Origin of the sequence: Modestobacter sp. VKM Ac-2984 (assembly GCF_026967985.1) — a bacterium.
Lineage (GTDB): Bacteria > Actinomycetota > Actinomycetes > Mycobacteriales > Geodermatophilaceae > Modestobacter.
In genome coordinates this window covers 13,591-36,785 of sequence record NZ_JAPVBJ010000012.1, presented here as the reverse complement: position 1 = coordinate 36,785, position 23,195 = coordinate 13,591, and the positions used below count along the sequence as shown (strand labels likewise).

The following is a 23,195-nucleotide window of genomic DNA, read 5'->3' as shown; positions in this document are numbered from 1 at the left end:
CTGGTGATCGTGCCCGACCGGGCGAGGCGTCAACGCAGCGCCTCCGTCACGGACCGGTCCAGCGCGGCCGGGTCGGCGAACAGCGCGGCGGCCGGGCCGGTGCCGGCGATGGCGTCCGCGGCCAGCACCACCGCCGCCGCCGTCCAGGTGGTGCGCTCGACCGGCCAGCGGGCGTCGTCGGCGTACACCAGGCCGGTCCAGTACGAGCCGTCCTCGGCCCGCAGGTGCTGCATGGCGGCCAGCTGCTCGATCGCGTCGGCCGGCCGGCCGGCCGCGGCCAGCGCCAGCGCCAGCTCGCAGGTCTCCGCGCCGGTCACCCACGGCCGGTCGGCGACGCACCGCACCCCCAGCCCGGGGACGACAAAGGTGTCCCAGCCCGCGGCCAGCCGGGCCTCGGCCGCCACGCCGGTGAGCGCACCGGCCAGCACCGGGTAGTACCAGTCCATCGAGTACCGCGACCGGTCGGCGAACGCTTCGGGCCGGTCCCGCAGCGCCCGGCCGAGGTCGGCGGCGGCCAGCTCCCAGTCCGGCTGGGCCGCACCGACCAGGTCGGCCAGGGCGATCCCGGCACGCAGCGCCTGGAACAGGCTCGCGTTCCCGGTGAGCAGCGCCGTGTCGTCGGGTGTGCCGTCCGGGCGCAGCGCCCAGCCGATCGCCCCGTCGGCCAGCTGCATCCTCGTCACGAGGTCGAGTGCCCGGCGCACCGTGGGCCACAGCCGGTCGACCACCCCGGCGTCGCCGGTGCTCAGCCAGGAGTGCCAGAGGCCCACGGCGAGGTAGCCGGCGTGGTTGCTCTCCGCCCCGGGGTCCGTGGCGGCGCCGTCCCGGTACTCCGCGGCCCAGGAGCCGTCGGCGCGCTGTCGCCCGGCCAGCCAGGCGTAGGCGGCGACGGCCCGGTCGTGCTCCCCGCCGACGTCCAGCGCCATCGCCGCCTCGACGGAGTCCCAGGCGTCCAGCTGGCCACCGCAGAACCAGGGCAGGGCACCGTCGGCGGACTGCTCGGCGGCGATCGCCGCCACGGTCTGGCGCACCTGGTCGGCGGTGAGCACGCCGGGGACCTCGGGCAGCGCCGGTGCGGCCTCAGGCACTCGCGAGGGCCCCGTCGGCGGCGGCCGTCCCACCTGCAGCCGTCTCGCCGGCGGTGGACGCCGGCTTGTCGGCGTAGAGCACCAGGCTCTTGCCGAACACCGGGTCCAGCAGCCGCTCGGCGGTGCGGGTCAGCCAGGGGCGGTGCATGAGGTCCCAGACCAGCAGCCGGTGGTAGGCGCGGACCAGTGCGGTGTCCCGGTCGACCCCGACCGCGCACTTGAGCCACCAGAACGGGGCGTGCAGGGCGTGGGCGTGGTGGGTGTCGGTCGGTCGCAGCCCGGCGGCGGCGAGCCGTTCCCACAGCTGGTCACCCCGGTAGATGCGGATGTGGCCGCCCTCGTTGGCGTGGTAGCTGTCCGACAGCGCCCAGCAGATCCGCTCGGGGCCGTACCGGGGCACGCTGACGGCGACCCGCCCACCGGGCTTGAGCACCCGGGCGATCTCGGCCAGGGCCGTGCGGTCGTCGACGATGTGCTCGAGCACCTCCGAGGCGATCACCCGGTCGACGCTCGCATCGGGCACCGGCAGGGCACGCAGGTCGCCGCGCGCCACCCCGGCCGACGCACCCGCCGGTGCCTCGCCGGCGGCAGCGATCGCACCCAGCCACTCGGCGGTGGTGGCCACCTCCTGCTGCCCCCAGTCGACCGCGAGCACCGACGCCCCGCGCCGGTAGGCCTCGAACGCGTGTCGGCCCTCGCCGCACCCCAGGTCCAGGACCCGCATGCCCGGCCGGACGTCGAGCAGGTCGTAGTCGACGGTCAGCACCGGCCGCTCCCCGGGGTGTCGGTGGCCGCCCGGCGGTCCAGCACCTCGCCGTACCACTCGGCCGTGCGCTCGGCGGTGCGCCGCCAGGTGTAGGAGCTGAGCACCCGGGCCCGCCCCGCCCGGCCCAGCTGGTCCCGCAGCGACGCGCGGTCCAGGACCAGCCGCAGCGCCTCGGCCAGGCGGCCGACGTCGCCCGCGGGCACCTGCACCCCGGCGTGCGAGCCGACGACCTCCGGCAGGGCACCCGCGTCGGTCGTGACCAGCGGCGTGCCGCAGGCCATCGCCTCCACCGCCGGCAGCGAGAACCCCTCGTACAGCGACGGGACGGCCACCACGGTGGCGGTCTGCAGCAGCCGGACCAGCTCCTCGGTCGGGATCGAACCGGTGAAGTGCGCCGCGTCGGCCAGGCTCAGCCGGTCCAGCGCCTCGGCCGCGGGACCGCCGGGACGGGCCGTGCCGATCACGGTGAGACGCACGTCCTGTTCCGTGCGCAGCTTGGCCAGCGCCTCCAGCAGGTGGACCAGGCCCTTCAGCGGGACGTCGGCGCTGGTCGTCACCACGATCCGGGCGGTCTCCCGGGCAGCCGGCTCCGCCGGCGGTCGGAACACCTCCGGGTCGATGCCGACCGGGATGACCTCGATGCCGGCAGCCGGGACGCCCATGTGCCGGGTGATGTCCCGGCAGGAGCTGTCGGAGACGGTGGTCAGGCCGTCGAGCCGCTGAGCGACCCGGGCCTGCATGGTGGTGAACCCGTACCAGCGACGCAGCGTCAGCCGCCGGCGCAGCCGGGTCTCCGCGGCGAGCTCGAGGTCGCGGTCGATGGCGACCGGGTGGTGCACCGTGGCGACGGTCGGCAGCCCCCGGCGGCGCAGCTGCAGCAGCCCGTAGCCCAGCGACTGGTTGTCGTGCACCAGGTCGAACTCCGTGGTGCGGCGCCCCAGCACCCGGGCGGCACGCAGGCTGAAGGTGAGCGGCTCGGGGAAGCCCGCCGTGCACATGGCCAGCCACTCGGCCACGTCGATCGGGCTGGTGAACTCGCTGGGCCGCGGCGTCCGGAACGGGTCGGGCTCGCGGTAGAGGTCCAGGCTGGGCACCCGGGTGAGCGGCACGCCGTCGGCCAGCTCGGGGTAGGGCTGCCCGCTGAGCACCTCGACCCGGTGTCCCAGCTCGCACAGCTCCCGGGACAGGGCCCGGACGTAGACGCCCTGCCCGCCGCTGTGCGGCTTGCTGCGGTAGGACAGCAGTGCAATCCGCAACGACCGTCCCATGACCGGACTGTAACGAGGGCCCCTGGACTGGCTGCTGCCCGGACCGGCCTGGCAGGGTGCGCTCATGCTGCGCCACGTCGTGCTGTTCACCTGGACCGAGGACACCTCTCCGCAGACCCGGGAGGCGACCCTGGCCGCCCTGCGCCGCCTGCCGCAGGAGGTCGGCGGCATGACGTCGTTCGCCGTGGGGCCGGACGCCGGGCTGGTCGAGGGCAACGCCCACGCCGCCCTGGTGGCCGACTTCCCCGACGTCGAGGCGTTCCGCGCCTACGCCGCCGACCCCCGGCACCTCGCGGTCATCGCCGAGCACGTGAAGCCGATCCTGGCCAGCCGCTCGGCGGTCCAGTACGAGGTCTGACGCCTGCGGGGGAGCCGTCCGGGTGCGCTGCATGCCCGGAGGGTGCCGCGGGGGGTGCGCGCCCGGCCGGTCCCCGTCCACAGCCACCACCGTCGTCCACAACCTCGGTCCCGCGGGTCCCGACCGGGGCCGGGCGCCCCAGGGTCGAGCCCATGGCCGACCCCCAGCAGCCCCTGACCGTCCGCCTCTCCGAGCCCGGGGAGGTGGTCGCGGCGCTGCCACACCTGCTCGGCTTCCGGCCCCGTGAGTCGCTGGTGCTGGTGAGCCTGCGTGGGCCGCAGGGCCGGCGGCTGGGCCTCACCGCCCGGGTCGACCTGCCGCCGCCCGAGCACCGCCGGCAGGTCGTCTCCGGTCTGGTGCGCTCGCTGCTCACCGACCGGCCGGGTGCAGCGTTGCTGGTGGTCGTCTCCGAGGCCGCGGACGAGGCCGCTGTGCCGGTCGGTCCGCTCGACGCCCCCCACCTGGACCACCTGGACCTGGCTCATCGGGACCTGTCTCATCGGGACCTGGCTCATCGGGACTTGGCCCATGAGGTCGTGCTCGCGCTGGATGCCGTGGGCGTGCCGCTCCGTGAGGCGCTCCTGGTCCGCCGGGACCGCTGGTGGTCCTACGACTGCACGGCCGCGTGCTGCGCACCGGAGGCAGGCACCCCGCTGCCGGCCGGGACCAGTGAGCTGGCCGCGGCGAGCGTGGTCGACGGGCGGCTGGTGGAGGACGAACGCGCCGCGCTGGCCCGGCGGATCGCACCGGTCGGCTTCCTGGCGGCGGAGGCGATGGCCCGGGCCTGCGACGAGGTGGGCGACGAGCTGGCCCGGCGCACGGCGGAGCTGGGCTGGGACGTCCTGGTCGAGGAGGGCTGGGCGGCGGTGCGGGCGGCGGTCGAGGCCGCCGGTCCCGAGGTACGGGGTGGGCGGCTGTCGGACCGGGAGGTGGCCCGGCTGGCCTGGGGCCTGCGCGACCACGACCTGCGGGACCGGGCTCTCACGCTCTCCCTGGGGGACGCGGCGGCCGCCGCCGAGGTGGTCTGGACCGAGCTGACCCGTCGGTCGCCGGCGCCGCTGGACGCGGCGCCGGCGACCCTGCTGGCGGTCAGTGCATGGGTGCGCGGTGACGGGGCGCTGGCCAACGTCGCGCTGGAGCGAGCCCTGCACAGCGAGCCCAGCTACACCTTCGCCGGGCTGCTGCGCTCAGCCCTGGACGCATGCCTGAGCCCGGCGGAGATGCGCCGGCTGATCCGGCAGGCGACCGGGCCGCTCGACGCCCGGTGGTGACGCGGCGGACCGGTCGCACGGCCTCAGACCAGCTCGGGGCGCCGCCACTCCTCGCCCAGCACGTGCTCGGCCAGGAACGCCAGCACGGTCTCGTACCAGACCGCCGCGTTCCCCGGCGTGAGCACCCAGTGGTTCTCGTCCGGGAAGTACAGGAACTTCGACGGGACCCCGCGCTTCTGCAGGTCGTACCAGAGCCGCAGCCCCTCGCCGATCGGCACCCGGTAGTCCTTGTCGCCGTGGATGACCAGCATCGGCGTCCGGATCGCGTCGGCGTAGCGGTGCGGGGAGTTCTGCTCGTACCGCTTCGGCTCGGTCAGCGGGTCCCCGAACTCCTTCTCCCAGTAGTACGAGGCATCGGTCGCTCCCGTGAACGCGTCCAGGTGCCACAGGCTGGCGTGGGTGACGATCGCCCGGAAGCGGTCGGTCTGGGTGGCGATCCAGTTGGCCATGTAGCCGCCGAACGAGCCGCCCATCGCCGCCGTCCGGGTCTGGTCGATCTCCGGGAGCGCCTCCGCGGCGTCCACCGCCGCCATCAGGTCGGTGTAGGGGGCGTCACCCCACTCGCCCCAGCCGCGGCGGACGAAGTCCTGGCCGAACCCCTGCGACAACGCCGGGTTGGGCAGCAGCACGGCGTACCCCCGGGCGGCCAGCACCCACGGCGTCCAGCGCCAGGACCAGGAGTTCCAGCTCATCAGCGGGCCGCCGTGCACCCACAGCACCAGCGGCGCCGGGCTCGCCGCGTCGGCGCCCTCGGGGAGCACCAGCCACGACTGGACCCGGGTGCCGTCGGCGGCGGTGGCGTCCAGTTCGCGCAGCGTCCCCGGGAAGCTGCTGATCGTGCCCGGGTTGGGCAACGCAGCCGGGTCCTGCCCGGGCGCCTGCGGGTCCAGCCGCACCGGCACCGGCGGGGTGTCGTACCCCGAGCGCAGCGCGTACAGCGCGCTGCCGTCCCGGGCGACCTGCAGGTCGCTGTAGGCGCCCTGGTCGGTCAGCCGCGCCGGGGTGCCGCCGTCCAACGACACCCGGTAGACCGCGTGCCGACCGTCGTCGTCGGCCAGGAAGTACACGGCCGTGCCGTCGGCGGAGAACTGCGGCGCGCTCGGCCAGCGGTCGAACCCGGGGGTCAGCTCGCGGGTCTCGGCGGTGGCGACCTCGACCAGCAGCAGCGTGTGGTCCGGCGGCTCGGCGTAGGTGGAGGCGGACTCCCGCGCGCAGACCACCCGCCCGGAGTCGGGGGAGAACCGGGCGGCGGAGACGTCGGCCTGCGGGTCGTCGACGAGCACCCGGGTCTCCCCGGTCGCCACCTCGATGAGCAGCAGCCGTGACCGCCGTCCGGCCGGGCCGTCGGGCACCTCCTCGCTGCGCGCCACGAACCGGCCGTCGGGGGAGACGGCCAGGTCGGTGCCCGAGCCCAGCGGCGGGCCGGCGTCCGGGGTCAGGTCCCGCCACTGCGGGGTGGTCGGTGCACTGCCGGCGACGTCCTCCGCCGGCAGCGCGCCGATCCAGAACAGGTGCGGCACCGCCGGCCCCAGGTCGTGGTCCCAGTAGCGCACCGGGTAGCTCTCGTGCAGCAGTGCGCTGACCCCGGCGTCCTTGCGCCGGGTGCGGCGCTCCTCGTCGGCCTCGGCGTCCGCGGCGCCGGGCATCGTGCTGGCGACGACGACCACGTCGCCGGTGTCCGCGGCCACGGCGACGCCGGACACGCCGGAGCTGCGCTTCAGCACCAGCCGGGCCTCGCCGCCGTCGGCCGGCAGCGCCCACAGCGCCGGCTTCGGGTCGCCGCCGCCCTCGGGCGCGGCCGGGTCGGGCCGGGTCGAGGTGAACAGCACGTCGCCGTCGGGGGTGAACACCGGGGCGGACTCACCGGTCGCGCCGCGGGTCAGCCGGCGGGCGTCCCGCTGACCGGTCGGGTCGACCTCCCAGAGCGCGGACTGCCACTTCTTGCCCTCGGCGTCCAGCGTGGCCACCGAGGTGACGAGCCGACGGCCGTCGGGGGAGAGGGCCAGGCCGCTGAGCCGGGGGAGGGCGATGAAGTCCGCGATCCGGTGGAACGGGCTGGGCGGGGTGTCGTCGCTCTGCTCGACGGGAGCTGCGGTGTCGCTCACCGGGGGCCTTCTCTCTGCGCGTCCGGAAGGGGCGCACCGCAGCCTAGTGAGCTGCCTGCCCGAGCTCATGAGCCCGGCGAAGGACCCGGTGCCGTCCCCGGGACGACGAGAGCCGCGGCCCCGGGAAGGGGCCGCGGCTCTCGAGCGCGCGATGTGGCAGGGAGGTCAGACGCCGGCGGTGGCCTCGGTGACCTCGGCTGCCTCGGCCGGGGACAGCTCCTCCTCGACCGCGCTGACGAACACGTGCTGGGCGACCCCGGGCTGCAGGGCGACCCCGTCGACCAGCACCGTGCCGTTGGTCAGCGTGGCGGTGACCGTCGAGCCCGGCCGCACCCCCTGGTCGGCCAGCGAGCGCAGCAGCGGGGCGTCCTCCTGCAACTGCTCGCTGATCCGCCGGACGACGACCTGCCGGCCCTCGGGGGTCGCGCTCGTCGAGAGCAGGGTCAGGGCGTCCAGGACCGCCGAGGTGTCGCCACCGAGGGCGTCCAGGCCGGGGATCGGGTTGCCGAACGGCGAGACCGTGGGGTTGCCGAGCAGGCTGAGCAGCTTGCGTTCCACCGCCTCGCTCATCACGTGCTCCCAGCGGCAGGCCTCCTCGTGGACGTCGGCGTAGTCCAGGCCGATGACGTCCACGAGCAGGCACTCGGCCAGCCGGTGCTTGCGCATCACGGCCGTGGCGAGCTCACGGCCTTCGTCGGAGAGCTGGAGATGCCGGTCGCCCTGGACGGAGAGGAGCCCGTCCCGCTCCATCCGGGCCACCGTCTGGCTCACGGTCGGGCCGCTCTGGTGCAGGCGCTCGGCGATCCGGGCCCGCAGCGGGACGATCCCCTCTTCCTCCAGCTCGAAGATGGTCCGGAGGTACATCTCCGTGGTGTCGATGAGGTCGTTCACGTCCACTCCTCCGTCAGGTTCCACCGATCTTACGAGGCAGGAGCCACTCGACGGGTGGATCTCCGCCGGGACGGGTCCGGTGGGCGCGCTGCCCGGGCCGCAGCGGTAGCGTCGGGCCGGTGATGGAGCTCGCCCGCTCGACGAGGAGCACCGCAGCGCCCCGCCCCGGCCGGGCGCACCCGGAGGGGCGTCCGTGAGCGACGCCGTGACCGTGGTCTGGGACGACGCCCTGCTCGGCTACACCATGGGCGGCGACCACCCCATGCACCCGGTGCGGCTGGACCTGACCATGCGGCTGGCCGACTCCCTCGGCGTCCTCGCCTCCCCGCGGATCGAGGTGGTGCAGCCGGAGCCGGCCGGCCCGGACCTGCTCACGCTGGTGCACGACCCGGCCTACCTGGAGGCCGTCCGCCGCGCCCCGGACGACCCGTACGGCGCCGGCCACGGCCTGGGCACCCCGGACAACCCGGTGTTCCCCGGCATGTACGAGGCGGCGGCCCTGATCACCGGCGGCAGCGTGCTCGCCGCGGAGCTGGTCTCCAGCGGCCGGGCCCAGCACGCGGTCAACATCGCCGGGGGTCTCCACCACGCCATGCGCGGCCAGGCCTCGGGCTTCTGTGTCTTCAACGACGCCGCGGTGGCGATCGCCTGGCTGCTGGGCCAGGGCTGGGAGCGGATCGCCTACGTCGACCTGGACGTGCACCACGGCGACGGCGTCCAGGCCGCCTTCTACGACGACCCCCGGGTGCTCACCGTCAGCATCCACCAGACCCCGCTCACGATCTTCCCGGGCACCGGCTTCCCCGAGGAGACCGGCGACCCGAAGAAGGCGCTGGGCAGCGCGGTGAACCTGGCGCTGCCCAACGGCACCGACGACTCGGGGTGGCTGCGGGCGTTCACCGCCGTGGTGCCCAGCGTGGTGCGGGCGTTCCAGCCGCAGATCCTGATCACCCAGTGCGGCTGCGACGCCCACCACGAGGACCCACTGGCCGACCTCGGGCTGACCGTCGACGGGCAGCGGGCCTCCTACCGCGCCGTGCACGACCTGGCGCACGAGGTGTGCGACGGCCGGTGGATCGCCCTGGGCGGCGGGGGCTACGGCTTGGTCCGCTGCGTGCCGCGCGCCTGGACCCACCTCCTCGCCGAGGCCGGCGGCGACCGGCTGGCGCCGGACACCGAGATCCCGCAGAGCTGGCAGGACGACGTCCGGCGGCGGGGCCTGCGCACGCCGCCACCGGGCTCGATGACCGAGGGCGGCTACGTGGGCTTCCACCGCTGGGACCCGTTCACCGAGAACCGGGTCGACCGCGCCGTCCTGCGCACCCGTACCGCCGCCTTCCCCTACTTCGGACTCGACCCGGACGACCCCCGTGATTAAGGACCATCCAGCCCCCCGCCACTCGCGAGCTCGTGGCGGGCCCCTGCTGGACGGCCGGGAGGACCAGTGACCGCCGGTGAGGAACTGACCGTGCCGCCGCCCCCGCCCCCGCACTGGGAGGCCGACGTCGTGGCCGCCGACGGCGGCACCGTGCACCTGCGCCCGATCACCCCCGAGGACGCCGACGGGATCGTCGGGTTGATGGACCGCAGCTCCGACCAGACCCGCTACTACCGGTTCTTCGGGCCGATGCGGCGGCTGTCGGACAAGGACCTGCACCGCTTCACCCACGTCGACCACGACGCCCGGGTGGCGTTCGTGGTGCTGCTGGGCGACCGGCTGGTCGGCGTCGGCCGGTACGACCGCTACCCGGGCACCGACGACGCCGAGGTCGCCTTCCTGATCGAGGACGCCCACCAGCGGCGCGGGCTCGGGTCGGTGCTGCTGGAGCACCTGGCCGCGGCTGCCCGGGAGCGGGGGATCAAGCGGTTCGTCGCCGAGGTGCTCAGCCAGAACAGCCAGATGGTGCGGGTCTTCCTCGACGCCGGCTACTCGGCCAAGCGGTCCTACGAGGACGGCGTGGTGCACCTGACCTTCCCGATCGCGCCCACCGAGCAGTCCCTGGCCGTGGCGCACGAGCGCGAGCAGCGCAGCGAGTCCCGCTCCATCGGCCGGCTGCTCAACCCCGGCTCGGTGGCGGTCGTGGGCGCCAGCAACGACCCGGCCAAGGTCGGCCACGCGGTGCTGCACAACCTGCTCGAGTACGGGTTCGACGGGCCGATCTACCCGGTCAACCCGGCGGTGCGGCACGTCCGCGGCGTGCCGGCGCACGCCTCCATCGAGGCCATCCCCGACGACGTCGACCTCGCGGTCCTGGCCGTGCCCGCCGACGAGGTGGCCGCGGTGGTCGAGGCCTGCCGGCGCAAGAACGTGCGCGGGCTCGTGGTCATCTCCGGCGGCTTCGGGGAGACCGGGCCCGAGGGGCGGGCCGCCGAGCGGGCCCTGGTCGCCTCGGCCCGGGCGTCCGGGATGCGGGTGGTCGGGCCCAACTGCCTGGGCATCGTGAACACCGACCCGGACGTGCGGCTCAACGCCAGCCTGGCCCCCGACGTGCCCGGCCGGGGGCGGGTGGGCTTCTTCGCCCAGTCCGGTGCGCTCGGGGTGGCGCTGCTGGAGCGCGCCCGGGCCCGGGGGATCGGGCTGTCCAGCTTCGTCTCCGCGGGCAACCGGGCCGACGTCAGCGGCAACGACATGCTGCAGTACTGGGCCAGCGACCCCGGCACCGAGGTCGTGCTGCTGCACCTGGAGAGCTTCGGCAACCCCCGCAAGTTCGCCCGGCTCGCGCGCGGGGTCGGCCGCACCAAGCCGGTGGTGGCGGTCAAGAGCGGCCGGCACGTGAGCATGACCGCCGGACTGGCCGGCACCAGCGTCGCCGTCCCCGAGCAGTCGGTGGCCGCGCTGTTCGCCTCCGCCGGCGTCATCCGGGTCGAGACGCTCGCCCAGCTCTTCGACGTCGGCACCCTGCTGGCGCACCAGCCGCTGCCGGCCGGTGACCGGGTCGCCATCGTCGGCAACTCCACCGCCATGGGGGTGCTCGTCGCCGACGCCGTCCTGGAGCAGGGGCTGGAGTTGGCGCACGAGCGGCCGGTGGACATCGGCACCCAGGCCGCGCCGGAGGACTTCCGGGCCGCGCTGCAGGCCGCGCTGGACGACGAGGGCGTCGACTCGGTGGTCGCGGTCTTTCTGCCGCCGCTGCTGCAGGGGGAGCAGCCCTTCGGTCGGGTGCTCCGAGAGGTCTCCCGCACGGCGGAGAAGCCGCTGGTGGCGAACTTCCTGTCCAGCGAGGGGATCCCCGCGGAGCTGGTCATCCGGGACGAGCACGGCATGCCGGGCCGCGGCTCGGTGCCGTCGTTCTCCACCCCGGAACGCGCCGTCATGGCGCTGGCGAAGATCAGCGAGTACGCCCGCTGGCGGCGGCGCCCCCTCGGCGTCGTCCCGGAGCTCGGCGGCATCGACGAGGCCGCCGCCCGGGAGGTGGTGGAGTCCACGCTCGCCGCGGCGCCGGAGGGCCGTGCCCTCTCCGACGAGGAGACGATGGCGCTGCTGGGCGCCTACGGGGTGCCGATGCTCGGCACCCGCCGGGTCGAGGACGCCGAAGCGGCCGTCGCCGCTGCCGAGGAGATCGGCTACCCCGTCGTGCTGAAGTCGACGGCGCCGTGGCTGCGGGACCGCCGCGACCTCGGCGGCATGCGGTTCGACCTGGCCGACGCCGAGGACGTGCGCAGCGCGTTCGCCGCCATCCCGGCCGGTGACCCGGTGATCGTCCAGGAGCAGGCGGCGCCGGGGGTGGCCACCGTGGTGGACATCGTCGACGACCCGTCGTTCGGCGCGCTGGTGAGCTTCGGGGTGGGCGGCGTGGCCACCGACCTGCTCGGCGACCGGGCCTACCGCACGCTGCCGCTGACCGACCTGGACGCCGCCGAGCTCGTCCGCGGACCCCGGGCCTGGCCGCTGCTGAACGGCTACCGGGGGAGCGCCCCGGTCGACACCGCCGCGCTGGAGGACCTGCTGCTGCGGGTCGCCCGGCTCGGCGACGACCTGCCAGAGGTGCTGTCGCTCACCCTGGAGCCGGTGATCGTCGGCCCCGCGGACGCGTGGCACGGCGGCCGGTCGCTGGTGGTCGCCGGCGCCACGGTCCGGATCGGCCAGCCGACGGCCCGCGTCGACGCCGGCCCGCGCCGCATGTTCCGGCCTGGCGTGTGATGACGAGAGCCCGCCGCCCCGATGGGGTGGCGGGCTCTCGGCCGTTCCGTCGAGACGTCAGCCGAGGTAGTCCCGGAGGGCGTCGGCGCGCTGGGGGGCACGCAGCTTGGTCATCGTCTCGCGCTCGATCTGGCGGACCCGCTCGCGGGAGAGCCCGAAGCGCTTGCCGATCTGCTCCAGGGTCCGGGGCTGCTCGCCGTCCAGGCCGAACCGCATGATGACGACGTCCCGCTCGCGGTCCTCCAGGGTCTTCAGGACGTTGCGCACGTCGCCCTTCATCATCTGGAAGGCGACGGCGTCCTCGGCGACCGCGGCGTCGGCGTCCTCGATGAAGTCACCGAGCCGGGACTCCTCGTCGGCACCGACGGTCTGGTCGAGGGAGACCAGGTCGCGGGAGTACTCCAGCAGCTCGGTGATCCGCTCGGGCGTCAGGTCGAGCTCGAGACCGAGCTCCTCGGCGGTGGGCTCGCGCTCCAGCTCCTGGTGGATCCGGCGGCGGGTGCGCACCACCTTGTTGACCTGCTCGGCCAGGTGGACGGGCAGCCGGATCGTCCGGCCGGAGTCGGCCATGGCCCGGGTGATGGCCTGACGGATCCACCACGTCGCGTAGGTCGAGAACTTGAAGCCCTTGGTGTAGTCGAACTTCTCGACGGCCCGGATGAGCCCGACGTTGCCCTCCTGGATCAGGTCCAGGAACGTCATGCCGTGGCCGGTGTAGCGCTTGGCCACCGAGACGACCAGGCGCAGGTTGGCCTCCAGCAGGTGGGCCTTGGCCGCCTTGCCGTCAGCGGCCAGCAGCTTGTAGTCCCGCTTGAGCGCGGGGGTCAGCTGCCGCTCGCCCAGCAGGCGGTCGGCGTAGAGCCCGGCCTCGATCCGCTTGGCCAGCTCGACCTCCTGCTCGGCGGTCAGCAGCGCGGTCTTGCCGATGGTGTTGAGGTAGACGCGCACCAGGTCCGTCGACACCAGGCCACTGGTGTCCGGGGCACGGCGCGGGGAGCGCACCTCGAGGGTGTCGGTGGGGGAGGACTGCAGCACGGTCACGATGAGTCTTCGTCCTTGCTTCGGGGTCCGGATGCGCCGCGTCGTCGATGTGCGGTGCACCCCGGTCGAGGTCGGAGCGTCGGCCCGGTGTCACCGGGTGGCTCTCCGGCCGTTCTGTCCGTGTGGTACATCGTGTGCAACGGACCCGGGTGGGTCGGTGTTCCGAGGCGGACCAACTCACAGGCAACGTCCAGGTGCGGCGCTCCGCGAGCGGGTGACGACGGAGTGGTACCCCCCGACCTGGGGGCCTAGACGTCCAGCTGCAAGGTCATCGGGCCCTCGTTCACCGAGGCGACCGCCATCCGCACCCCGAACCGTCCGGTGGCGACCTCCGTGCCGCGCCGGCGCAGGTCGGCCACCACCTCCTCGACCAGCGGCTCGGCCAACTCGCCCGGGGCGGCGTCCGCCCAGGACGGACGGCGGCCCTTGCGGGTGTCGGCGTAGAGGGTGAACTGGCTGACCACGAGCACCGGCAGGCCCAGGTCGCCGACGGAGCGGGCGCCGTCGTCGGTGGGGAACACCCGGAGCTCGTGCAGCTTCCTGGCCATCGCCCGTGCCCGGTCGGCGTCGTCGTCCCGGCCGACCCCGACCAGGGCCAGCAGGCCTGCGCCGATGGCGCCGACGACCTCGCCGACCACCGTCACCGACGCCTGGCTGACCCGGGTCACCACCGCACGCACGGCACGATCCTGACCGACGGTCCGCCCCGGCCGGGGCGGGGGTGTGCCGAGCGTCGGCTGGGCTGCCGGGGGTGCGTGCCCCACACTCCTTGCGGCCCGGAGCACCGGCGCCCGTGCACGGCGCGGCCGGACCGGCCACCATGACGACCCAGACGGCACACGCGTGCCAACCGACCGGAAGGACCTCCCGTGGCGGGTGGACTCGTAGCTCTCCTCGACGACGTGGCCGTGCTGGCGCGCGCCGCAGCCGCCTCGATCGACGACATCGGGGCGGCAGCCGGGCGCGCCAGCATGAAGGCGGCCGGTGTCGTCGTCGACGACACCGCGGTCACGCCGCAGTACGTGCACGGGCTGAACGCCGACCGCGAGCTGCCGATCATCCGGAAGATCGCCCTCGGGTCGCTGCGCAACAAGCTGCTGATCATCCTGCCCGCGGTGCTGCTGCTCAGCGAGTTCCTGCCCTTCCTCCTCACCCCGATCCTGATGGTCGGTGGGGCCTACCTCTGCTACGAGGGGGCGGAGAAGATCTGGCACCGGCTGAGGCCGCACGAGGAGACCCACGCCACGGTCGAGGACGCACTGCCGGACGAGAAGACCATCGTGTCCGGGGCGGTGCGCACCGACTTCATCCTGTCGGCCGAGATCATGGTCATCTCGCTGAACGAGGTGGTCGACCAGGGCTTCTGGTCGCGGGCGATCATCCTGGCCGTCGTCGCGCTCGGGATCACGGTGCTGGTGTACGGCGTCGTCGGCCTGATCGTGAAGATGGACGACGTCGGACTGCGCCTGTCCCAGCTGCCCCGGAAGGGCCTCGCCCGGTTCGGCCGCGGGTTGGTCAAGGGGATGCCGAAGCTGCTCAGCGCGCTCACCGTGGTCGGGACCGCCGCGATGCTGTGGGTCGGCGGGCACATCCTGCTGGTCGGCACCGACGAGCTGGGCCTGACGTTCCTCTACGACGCCGTGCACCACCTGGAGGAGGCGGCTGCAGAGGCGACCGGGGCGCTCGGGTCGGTCGTGGGATGGCTGGTCAACACCCTCGGCAGCGCCCTCCTCGGGCTCGCCGTCGGCGCCGTGGTCGTGGCCGTCCTGGCCCTCACGCTGCACCGCCGCGAGCAACCCGCCAGCGAGAACGGGACGCACTAACGCGGGTCCGCCTGCGCCGGTGGGCCGGCGGCGCAGGCGACGGGCGGCGGTGACGGTCTCGTGACGATGCGTCCGGTGCTGATTCGTTTCCCTGGACGTGTGGAACGGCTCTGCCAGTTCGTGAGCACCGTGATCACGAGGAGGCAACAGCGTGCACGCGATCGATGCGACGACGACCGACGGACGGCGATGGGGGGCCCGGCTGGCAGCCGTGGTCGGCGCGGGGGCCCTGCTCTGCACCGGTCAGGCGCTCAGCGGCGACGCTGCGCAGGCGGCCGAGTGCCCGGCCCCGATCCGCACCGTCCTGGACACCACGCCGGCCACGGCCGAGCGCACCGTCGCGCTGACGTTCGACGACGGACCGCTGCCGCAGAACACCCCGGACGTGCTGGACGTGCTGCGGGCCAACGGCGTCAAGGCCACGTTCTTCGTGCGCGGGGACCAGGCCGCCGCGCACCCGGACCTGGTGCAGCGGATCGTCGACGAGGGGCACGCCATCGGGAACCACACCTGGTCGCACCCCGACCTCAGCCAGCTCACCCCGGCGGCCCGGACCGCCCAGATCGAGCGGGCGACGCAGACGGTCGTGGACGCCGTCGGGACGGAACCGTGCTTCTTCCGCGGGCCGTTCGGCATCCACCACGATCCGGCGATCGCCGGCCTGGCCTGGGAGCGGGGGATGACCGTCGCCGACTGGTCGCTGGACACCCGCGACTGGTCGACCCCGGCGAGCTGGAGCCCGTCGTTCCAGCAGCAGATCATCGACCGCGCCACGTCGCCGCGCAGCGCACACCCGATCGTGCTCATGCACGACGGGGGCGGCTACCGGCAGAACACCGTGGCCGCGCTGGACGACGTCATCTCCTACTACGCCTCCCGCGGCTACACCTTCACCGACCCGGCGGGCCGCGCGTTCCCCTCCGGGTCGGGCCACAGCGGCACCTACGTGGTGCAGCCCGGTGACACGCTGAGCTCGATCGCGGCGGGGTACAGCGCGACGTGGCAGGAGATCTACCAGGCCAACCGCGCCACCATCGGCCCGGACCCGAACATGCTCCAGGTCGGTCAGCGGCTGACCATCCCCGGTGCCGGCGGCGGCTCCGGTGGCGGTGGCGGTGGCGGTGGTACGCCGGCTCCGCCCGCCAGCGAGTCGACGACCTACGTCGTGCAGCCCGGCGACACGCTGGGCTCGATCGCGTCGGGCTACGGCGCGACCTGGCGGGAGATCTACGAGGCCAACCGCGCCACCATCGGGCCCAACCCGAACGTCATCCAGGTCGGTCAGCGGCTCACCATCCCCGGTACCGGCGGCGGCTCCGGCGGGGGTGGCGGTGGTACGCCGGCTCCGCCCGCCAGCGGGTCGACGGCCTACGTCGTGCAGCCCGGCGACACGCTGGGCTCGATCGCGTCGGGCTACAGCGCGACCTGGCGGGAGATCTACGAGGCCAACCGCGCCACCATCGGGCCCAACCCGAACCTCATCCAGGTCGGTCAGCAGTTGACCATCCCCGCCGGCTGATCCGGCCCCCGGACCCGGCGGCGGCCGACCGCCGCCGGGCAGGAGGATCCGCCCGCATCCTCATGCGAGAGACTGCCGGGGTGCCAGAGCTCCGTGCCGTCCCGGCGTACCCACCGGGCGGGGCCCGTCCGCACGTCGGAGCGAGCCCCGCCCGATGGTGACCGCTGCCCAGGCGACCGGGAGCGGCGTGCCGCTCGCCGCCCTGGCAGCCGCCGGCGCCCTGGTGCTCGTGCAGGTGCTCGTGCCGCAGATGCGTCGGCGGGTGTCGCCCGGGTCAGCCCGGTTCCAGTCGCTCGCCGGCGGACTGGCGATCGCCTACGTCTTCGCCCGGCTGCTCCCCGACCTGGCGCAGCCGGCCGCGGGGGCTCCGACTGGTACATCGCAAGGGCTGCTCGGGCTGCTGGCCGACCGAGCGTTCCTCGTGGCGCTGGCCGGGCTGCTGCTGTACTACGCGGTGCTCGACTGGGCCCAGGACCAGGACGCCCGGGAGCAGCGGCAGCGGGGCGGCGTCCCGACCCCGTGGCCGTTCTGGGCGAGCGGCGCGCTGTACCTGGTGTTCAACCTCTTCGCCGGCTACCTGCTCGTGCACCAGGTGCGCCCCGGGCCGACCGAGCTGGCCCTCTACACGGTCGCCCTGTCCGCCCGGTACCTCGTCGGGGAGGTCGCGCTGCGCGACCAGGACCCGCGCGCCTACGACCGGGTGGGCCGATGGGTCCTGGCCGCGGCCGTCCTGGTGGGGTGGGGGATCGGCGCCACGGTCGACCTGGGCGATGCGGCGGTGCGCGTCTTCTCCGCGCTGCTGGCCGGATCGATCGTCCTGACCAGTCTCAAGCAGCAGCTGCCCGGGTCCGGGCGGGCCCACTTCCCCCTGCTCGGGGGCGCCTGCATCGCCTTCACGGCCCTGCTGCTGGCCCTCTAGCCCGGTCCCGGGTCGGACTTCAGGAGCCGATCAGGGCTGGTCGGACCCCGACGTGGGCAGGTCCTGGCAGTCCCGCAGGGCGGAGCCGTCGAACTCGGGGACGGGTCGGGCCAGCGCCTCCTCCAGCGTCTCGGCCTCGCCGTTCTCCTCGATGTCCTCGATGAGCCACTCCATCTCGGCGATCTCCTTCTCCTGGGCGACGATGATGTCGACGGCGAGCTGGCACACGCGGATGTCGTCGATGTCGGCGCGCTCGGAGCGGGTGATGGCCAGTGAGTGGTGCGGGATCATGGCCTGCATCCAGTTCACGTCGTCCACGGTGACCTGGCTGCGGTCGAGGGCGATGCCGCCGCCCAGCAGCAGCAGGCTCACCGCCACGATCGCGATGTTGCCCTTCATGTCCTTGTACATGTTGAGCATCCAGGCCAGCATGACCAGCCCCATGGTGCCGCCCATGGTGAGCGCCATGAGGACGCGGCTCTCGCTGAACTGGACGTGGCTCCACTCCCAGGTGGAGGCGAACATGGTCCAGTACATGACCACCATGGCCGTCAGGATCATGGCGCCGAAGCGCAGGTACATCTTCGTCTGGTGCGACATCCCGCCGCCGTTCTCCTGCTCGGTGCCCTTGACGTCCTTCTGCGTGGCCATGTCCGGGTTTCCGTCCTGTCGTCGATGGGAGGGGTCCGTGCGCGTGCTCGCATGGCCGCGTGCCCGTACGGACGTCCGGGCAAACGAGCCGCCGGCATGCTCGGCGGACAGCTCCGACCTGCCCCTGGACGGCGATCGGCGCGCTCGCTCGGCACGTACGGGCGGCCGTCGTACCGTCTGGTGGGGGAGGTGGTCGGGGTGCGACGGGTCTGGACGGCGCTGCTGCTGCTCGCGGCGGTCTTCGGCGTGCACGGGGTCCAGTGCACGACGGTGGGCCCGTCCCTGGAGCACGCGTCCGTCACGCACGCGCTGACTGCCTCCGCGGACGTCCCGGCAGCGGCGGCCCAGGTCGCCGTCGCCGCTGCGATGCCCGGCCATCACCACGCAGCCCCGCAGGGGGCTGACGAGGCGGGGGTCACTGGGTCGCTCGCCCCGTGGCACGACGGGCACGTCCTGGCTGTCTGTCTCGCGGTCCTGCTGGCCGGGCTGACGGTCGTGGGCGCGCTGGCCCGGCTCCGCGGCCTGGCGGCTCGGCTCGTCCGCGGATCGCCCAGCTCTCCTCACCGGACGACCGGGTGGTCGTGGCAGCCCCGACCACCTGACCTCGCCGAGCTCTGTCTCCTGCGGATCTAGGCCGAACTGCTGCGCCCACCCCGACAGCCCACGCTGCTCCGGGGTCTCGCACGCATGCCCGCATCCCTCAGGACAGGAGACCCAGCATGACCCGCACCAACGCTCGATTCGCCCGCCTCGCCGGGGGGCTGGCGGCTGCCGCCGCCGTCCTCGTCGGCTGCTCGGCCGCAACCGACCCGGCCGCCGTCGGCGGCAGCTCGGCCGCCGAGAGCCCCCTCGACGCAGACGCGGCGCACAACGACGCCGACATCGCCTTCGCCCGGGAGATGATCCCGCACCACCAGGGCGCGCTGATGATGGCCGAGGGCGCCATCGACCGCGCCTCCGACTCCCGGGTCGTCACCCTGGCCGAGCGCATCGAAGCGGCTCAGAGCCCGGAGATCGACCTCATGGCGGGCTGGCTCGAGGAATGGGGCGAGCCCCTCCCGGAGTCCGGCCACATGGACGGCATGGACGGCATGGACGGCATGGACGGCATGGACGGCATGGACGGCATGGACGGCATGGACCACGGGTCCGGGGCGATGGGCAGCGACATGGGGATGGGGCAGATGCCCGCCGCCGGACCGGAGTTCGACCGCAGGTGGCTCGAGGCCATGGTGGAGCACCACGAGGGCGCCGTCGAGATGGCGCAGACGGAGGTCGAGGACGGCCGCGACCCCGCGGTCATCGACCTCGCCCGCGCCATCAGCCAGACGCAGACACGGGAGATCGAGGAGATGGAGCAGTTGCTCACCGAGCTGGGCGGCTGACCCGAGTCACCTCGTGGACCACGAAGAAGAAGGAGCACAGCTGTGACACCACCGATCCAGCCCCGCCCCGTCCCGAGCCTCCGCCGACGGAGCGCGCCCGCCGTCCTGCTGCCCGTCGCGGTCCTGCTGGCGGCCTGCACGTCGGGGACGCCGCAGTCGGGCGCGGCTCCGCCGGCGCCTGCCACGTCGTCCGCGGAGATCAGCCACGTGCACGGAGTGGGGATCGACCCGGCCGACGACGCGCTGTTCGTCGCGACGCACGAGGGCCTGTTCGAGGTGGTCGACGGGGGATCAGCTGCACTGGTCAGCCCGGTCATGGACCTGATGGGGTTCACGGTCGCCGGGCCCGGGCACTTCCTCGCCTCCGGCCACCCCGGCCGGACCGTCGACCTCCCTCAGCCCATGGGGTTGATCGAGTCGACCGACGGCGGTCGGACCTGGAGCCCGGTGTCCCGGCAGGGCCAGTCGGACTTCCATGCCCTCACCACCAGCGCCGCCGGCGTCCTGGGCTACGACGGCACGCTCGTGCGCAGCAGCGACGGCACGACCTGGGAGGAGGTGACCATCCCGACCGAGCCGCACACGCTCACGGCGTCGCCGACCGGGGAGCTGGTGCTCGCCACGACGGCCCAGGGGCTGCTCCGTTCCACGGACGGCGGCGGGACGTGGGCCCTGGTGGACGACGCCCCGCTCCTCCAGGTGGTGGACTGGGCCGGGGCGGACGCCGAGGTCGCCGGGGTGGACCCCTCCGGCGTCGTCTGGACCAGCAGCGACGGCGGTGTCACCTGGCGCCAGGGAGCTCGGCTGGGGTCTGCGCCGCAGGCGGTGGCGCTGGCGGTCGGCGAGGACGGCGTCCCCCGGGTCGTCGTGGCCACCGCCGAGGCCCTCGTCGAGTCCGTCGACGGGGGGCAGACGTTCGACGTGGTCGTGGAGTGGTGAGGGGCGTGCCCGCCGGCACCTGACCGTGAAGGCGCGGACGTCCCGGCCCGCACGAGGCCGGCCGGGGCGTCCGGGTCGCGGTCACCGCAGTTCGAAGCGGTCGGGCTCCGTGGCCGTGACCCAGGCGGTGATGGAGTCCTGCACGACCAGCTCCTGGGCGTCATCGGCCGAGTGGACCTCGACGATGCCGCGTGGTCCGGTCAGCCGGTGACTGGGAGCCGGACGACCAACCGGGCGCCGGGCGCGGCGTCCTCGACGTGGACCTCGCCGCCGTGCTGCCGGACGACGTCGCGGACGATCGCCAGACCCAGGCCCGTCCCGCCGACATCGCGACTGCGGGCGTCGTCGAGGCGGGTGAAGCGGTCGAACACCCGTTGACGCTGCTCGACGGGGATGCCCGGGCCGTCGTCGGCGACGGTGAGCAGCGCCCGGTCGGTGGCGACCAGCCCGACGGACACGGTGGTGCGGGCGTGCCGCAGCGCGTTGTCGAGCAGGTTCTGCACGACGCGCGCGAGCGCGTCCCGGTCTCCGGTGACCCGGGCAGCGGAGACCGCGGACGTGTCGACGTGCAGCGTGGTGTGCCGACGGGCGCGCGCCGCCGCCTCCAGCACGAGGTCGTCGAGGTCGACCTGGTCGCGGGCGAGGGGGACGCGGGCGTCCATCCGGGCGAGCCGCAGGAGGTCGTCGACCAGCCGGGACAGTCGCTGCGCGTCCTCGGTCAGGGCGGGGAGCTGGTCCCGCCAGGACGGGTCGTCGTGCAGTGCGGCGACCTCCAGCTGGGTGCGCAGGGAGGCCAGGGGGCTGCGGATCTCGTGGGCGGCGTCGGCGACGAACTCCCGCTGCCGTCGGGTCGCACCCTCGGCCCGGCCGAGCAGGGCGTTGAAGGTGGCGGCCAGCCGGGCGAGCTCGTCCCCGCCGGCAGGTACGGCGAGCCGCCGATCGAGTGCATCGCCGGGGATGTCGGCGGCTTCCCGGCGCAGCGCCTCGACCGGGCGCAGCGCCCGCCCGGCCAGCAGCCAGGTCAGGACGGCGAGGACGGCGACCACCGCCGGTGCGCCGATGGTGAGCGCGGAGGTCAGCTCCTCGACGCTGTCCTCGACGTCGTCCAACGGCAGCCCGACCTGGACGACGACCCGTTCCCCGTCTGGCGCGGGGGCCGGCAGGGTGAACACCCGGTAGACCTCGTCCTCCTCGCCGGGGAGCGCCAGTCCGTCCTGGGTGACCACCTCCGGTCCGGTGTCCGCCGGCGCTGTCAGCAGCGGCCGGCCGCCCGGCACCCCGACGGAGGAGGCCAGCACGGCTCCGTCGGCGTCGAGGACCTGGACGACCTCGTCGTCGCCGACGGCGAGCAACGACTCCGTCGACCGGCCGGAGCCGATCGCCGCGGCGATGCGCTCGGCCCGGTCGCGCGCGGCCTCATCGACGCCCCCGACCAACGCCGACTCCAGTCGGACGACGAGCAGGACGGCGGACAGCGAGATCGCCACGACGACGACCGCGACCGCGGCCGCGGTCAGCCGGGCGCGCAGGGAACGGCGGCGGACCCACCCGGTGCGGCCGGGCGGCCGTCGGGCGATCATCCGCCGGCGGCGTCGATGCGGTAGCCGACGCCGCGCACGGTCTCGATGCTCTTCCGCCCGAAGGGGGCGTCGATCTTGCGCCGCAGGTAGCCGATGTAGACCTCGACGATGTTGGGGTCCCCGGCGAAGTTCTCGTCCCAGACCTCGCTCAGCAGCTCGGACTTCGGGACCGCGTCGCCGGCCCGTCCCATCAGGTGCTCCAGGAGCGCGAACTCCCGGGCCGTCAGCGCCAGCTCGGTCTCCCCCCGCCAGGCCTTGTGGGCGGCAGTGTCCAGGACCAGGTCCGCCACGACGAGCCGCGCCGGGCGCTCCGGTGACCCACGGCGGGCCAGCGCGCGCAACCGGGCGACCAGCACGACGAAGGGGAAGGGCTTGGTCAGGTAGTCGTCGGCGCCGAGGTCGAGCGCGTCGGCGATGTCGTACTCGCCGTCCTTCGCCGTGAGCATCAGCACCGGCGTCCACACCTGGCGTGCGCGCAGTTCACGCAGCACGTCATAGCCGGAACGACCCGGCAGCATGATGTCCAGGACGATCACCGCGTGGCCGCCGCTCAGTGCACGCTGCAGGCCGGTCACCCCGTCGCCCGCGACATCGACACCGAACCCCTCGGCGCGCAGCCCCCGGGCCACGGCGGCCGCGAGGTTCGCCTCGTCCTCCACCACCAGTACCCGCACGTCCACCCTCCTCGCCGGCAGGTTCCGTTCTGCCACGTCCGTGCTGAGAACCAGCTGAGAGGGGTGGTCTGCTCTCAGCATCGCCTCAGCTGGTCCGGTCGACACTCGGGACATGCCCCGATGCGGGGCTGCCACAGATCCCAGGAGGAGACATGAGGAAGACCACCCGGTGGATCATCGGCGGCGGCGCGACCGTGGCGCTGCTGGCCGGCGGCGGCGGCGTCGCCCTGGCCGTCAACGACGGCGAGGACGACCGCCCGGACGTCGCCCTCACCGGCGACGCCCTCGAGCAGGCCAGTGAGGCCGCGCTCGCCCACGTCGGCGAAGGTGCGGTCACCGACGGCGAGGTCGGCGACGAGGAGGGCTACTACGAGGTCGAGGTCACCCTCGAGGACGGCGGCGAGGTCGACGTCCACCTCGACGAGGACTTCACCGTGCTCGGCGACGAGCGCGATGGCGACGAGTCCGACGATCAGGACGAGCAGGTCACCGGCCGTGATCGTGACGAGGCCGCCGCTGCGGCCCTCGAGGCGGCCGGCGGCGGCACGGTCACCGAGGTCGAGATCGCCGACGACGGCGACGCCGGTTACGAGGCCCAGGTGCAGCTCGACGACGGCACGGTCGTCGAGGTGGCCCTGGACCGGGACTTCACCGTCACCGCCGTCGAGAACGACGACGACTGACGTCCGTGGTTCGCTGGGCCGGGCTGACTGAGTTCGGCCTCGCACCTGCGCGGACGCCCCGGCCCGCACGAGGCGGACCGGGGCGTCCGGGTG

At 74.1% G+C, this 23,195-nt stretch carries 21 protein-coding genes; 11 read left to right on the top strand and 10 right to left on the bottom strand.

Going from position 1 to position 23,195, the window contains the following annotated elements; all coding sequences use genetic code 11:
• Positions 1-29 precede the first annotated feature (29 nt).
• From O2W16_RS20765 to O2W16_RS20755, 3 genes are read right to left on the bottom strand one after another with little or no spacing between them, the layout of a single operon-like run.
• Entirely contained in the window at positions 30-1,088 is a 1,059-nt protein-coding gene (locus O2W16_RS20765; RefSeq protein WP_269160740.1) for a prenyltransferase, read from the bottom strand.
• On the bottom strand, positions 1,081-1,854 hold the full coding sequence (locus O2W16_RS20760; protein ID WP_269160739.1) for a class I SAM-dependent methyltransferase: 774 nt from the start codon (positions 1,852-1,854) through the stop codon (positions 1,081-1,083). The genes O2W16_RS20765 and O2W16_RS20760 overlap by 8 nt, the downstream gene beginning before the upstream one ends.
• Entirely contained in the window at positions 1,848-3,122 is a 1,275-nt protein-coding gene (locus O2W16_RS20755; RefSeq protein WP_269160738.1) for a glycosyltransferase family 4 protein, read from the bottom strand. The genes O2W16_RS20760 and O2W16_RS20755 overlap by 7 nt, the downstream gene beginning before the upstream one ends.
• A gap of 64 nt (positions 3,123-3,186) precedes the next feature.
• Between O2W16_RS20755 and O2W16_RS20750 the strand changes: the two genes are divergently transcribed.
• Positions 3,187-3,480, top strand: a complete 294-nt coding sequence (locus tag O2W16_RS20750) for a Dabb family protein (protein WP_269160737.1) — start codon at positions 3,187-3,189, stop codon at positions 3,478-3,480.
• A gap of 152 nt (positions 3,481-3,632) precedes the next feature.
• Positions 3,633-4,751, top strand: a complete 1,119-nt coding sequence (locus tag O2W16_RS20745) for a DUF4192 domain-containing protein (RefSeq protein WP_269160736.1) — start codon at positions 3,633-3,635, stop codon at positions 4,749-4,751.
• A gap of 23 nt (positions 4,752-4,774) precedes the next feature.
• Here O2W16_RS20745 and O2W16_RS20740 read toward each other — a convergent pair whose 3' ends face one another.
• Positions 4,775-6,856, bottom strand: coding sequence for a S9 family peptidase (locus O2W16_RS20740; protein WP_269160735.1), 2,082 nt, complete (start codon positions 6,854-6,856; stop codon positions 4,775-4,777).
• Between the two features lie 165 nt (positions 6,857-7,021).
• Positions 7,022-7,747, bottom strand: a complete 726-nt coding sequence (locus tag O2W16_RS20735) for a metal-dependent transcriptional regulator (protein ID WP_269160734.1) — start codon at positions 7,745-7,747, stop codon at positions 7,022-7,024.
• Between the two features lie 193 nt (positions 7,748-7,940).
• Between O2W16_RS20735 and O2W16_RS20730 the strand changes: the two genes are divergently transcribed.
• Entirely contained in the window at positions 7,941-9,125 is a 1,185-nt protein-coding gene (locus O2W16_RS20730; protein ID WP_269160733.1) for an acetoin utilization protein AcuC, read from the top strand.
• A 66-nt stretch (positions 9,126-9,191) separates the two neighbouring features.
• The gene (locus tag O2W16_RS20725; RefSeq protein WP_269160732.1) at positions 9,192-11,888 is read left to right on the top strand and encodes a bifunctional acetate--CoA ligase family protein/GNAT family N-acetyltransferase; all 2,697 of its coding nucleotides are present in this window, start codon (positions 9,192-9,194) and stop codon (positions 11,886-11,888) included.
• A 57-nt stretch (positions 11,889-11,945) separates the two neighbouring features.
• Here O2W16_RS20725 and sigB read toward each other — a convergent pair whose 3' ends face one another.
• Entirely contained in the window at positions 11,946-12,929 is a 984-nt protein-coding gene (gene sigB / locus O2W16_RS20720; RefSeq protein ID WP_269160731.1) for an RNA polymerase sigma factor SigB, read from the bottom strand.
• Positions 12,930-13,177: 248 nt separating this feature from the next.
• On the bottom strand, positions 13,178-13,609 hold the full coding sequence (gene dtd, locus O2W16_RS20715) for a D-aminoacyl-tRNA deacylase (RefSeq protein WP_269160730.1): 432 nt from the start codon (positions 13,607-13,609) through the stop codon (positions 13,178-13,180).
• A gap of 189 nt (positions 13,610-13,798) precedes the next feature.
• Between dtd and O2W16_RS20710 the strand changes: the two genes are divergently transcribed.
• From O2W16_RS20710 to O2W16_RS20700, 3 genes are all read left to right on the top strand, one after another.
• Positions 13,799-14,752, top strand: coding sequence for a DUF808 domain-containing protein (locus O2W16_RS20710; protein WP_269160729.1), 954 nt, complete (start codon positions 13,799-13,801; stop codon positions 14,750-14,752).
• Positions 14,753-14,903: 151 nt separating this feature from the next.
• Positions 14,904-16,271, top strand: coding sequence for a LysM peptidoglycan-binding domain-containing protein (locus O2W16_RS20705; protein WP_269160728.1), 1,368 nt, complete (start codon positions 14,904-14,906; stop codon positions 16,269-16,271).
• Positions 16,272-16,425: 154 nt separating this feature from the next.
• Complete coding sequence (locus O2W16_RS20700) at positions 16,426-17,190, top strand: hypothetical protein (protein WP_269160727.1); 765 nt, start codon at positions 16,426-16,428, stop codon at positions 17,188-17,190.
• Positions 17,191-17,220: 30 nt separating this feature from the next.
• On the opposite strand, the gene O2W16_RS20695 is transcribed toward O2W16_RS20700, so the two are convergent.
• Positions 17,221-17,841: a DUF305 domain-containing protein gene (locus O2W16_RS20695; RefSeq protein WP_269160726.1), complete on the bottom strand. Its 621-nt coding sequence runs from the start codon at positions 17,839-17,841 to the stop codon at positions 17,221-17,223.
• A gap of 198 nt (positions 17,842-18,039) precedes the next feature.
• Between O2W16_RS20695 and O2W16_RS20690 the strand changes: the two genes are divergently transcribed.
• From O2W16_RS20690 to O2W16_RS20680, 3 genes are all read left to right on the top strand, one after another.
• Positions 18,040-18,474: a DUF6153 family protein gene (locus O2W16_RS20690; RefSeq protein ID WP_269160725.1), complete on the top strand. Its 435-nt coding sequence runs from the start codon at positions 18,040-18,042 to the stop codon at positions 18,472-18,474.
• Between the two features lie 86 nt (positions 18,475-18,560).
• Positions 18,561-19,226, top strand: a complete 666-nt coding sequence (locus tag O2W16_RS20685; RefSeq protein ID WP_269160724.1) for a DUF305 domain-containing protein — start codon at positions 18,561-18,563, stop codon at positions 19,224-19,226.
• Between the two features lie 42 nt (positions 19,227-19,268).
• Positions 19,269-20,165 (top strand): F510_1955 family glycosylhydrolase, encoded by an 897-nt coding sequence (locus O2W16_RS20680; RefSeq protein ID WP_269160723.1) that lies wholly within the window; start codon positions 19,269-19,271, stop codon positions 20,163-20,165.
• A gap of 200 nt (positions 20,166-20,365) precedes the next feature.
• Here the strand turns inward: O2W16_RS20680 and O2W16_RS20675 are convergent, their stop codons facing one another.
• Positions 20,366-21,745, bottom strand: a complete 1,380-nt coding sequence (locus O2W16_RS20675) for a sensor histidine kinase (RefSeq protein WP_269160722.1) — start codon at positions 21,743-21,745, stop codon at positions 20,366-20,368.
• Positions 21,742-22,419, bottom strand: a complete 678-nt coding sequence (locus tag O2W16_RS20670) for a response regulator transcription factor (RefSeq protein ID WP_269160721.1) — start codon at positions 22,417-22,419, stop codon at positions 21,742-21,744. Before O2W16_RS20670 ends, O2W16_RS20675 begins: the two co-directional genes overlap by 4 nt.
• Before the next feature lie 152 nt (positions 22,420-22,571).
• On the opposite strand from O2W16_RS20670, the gene O2W16_RS20665 reads away from it, so the two are divergent.
• Positions 22,572-23,102: a PepSY domain-containing protein gene (locus O2W16_RS20665; protein ID WP_269160720.1), complete on the top strand. Its 531-nt coding sequence runs from the start codon at positions 22,572-22,574 to the stop codon at positions 23,100-23,102.
• Positions 23,103-23,195 lie beyond the last annotated feature (93 nt).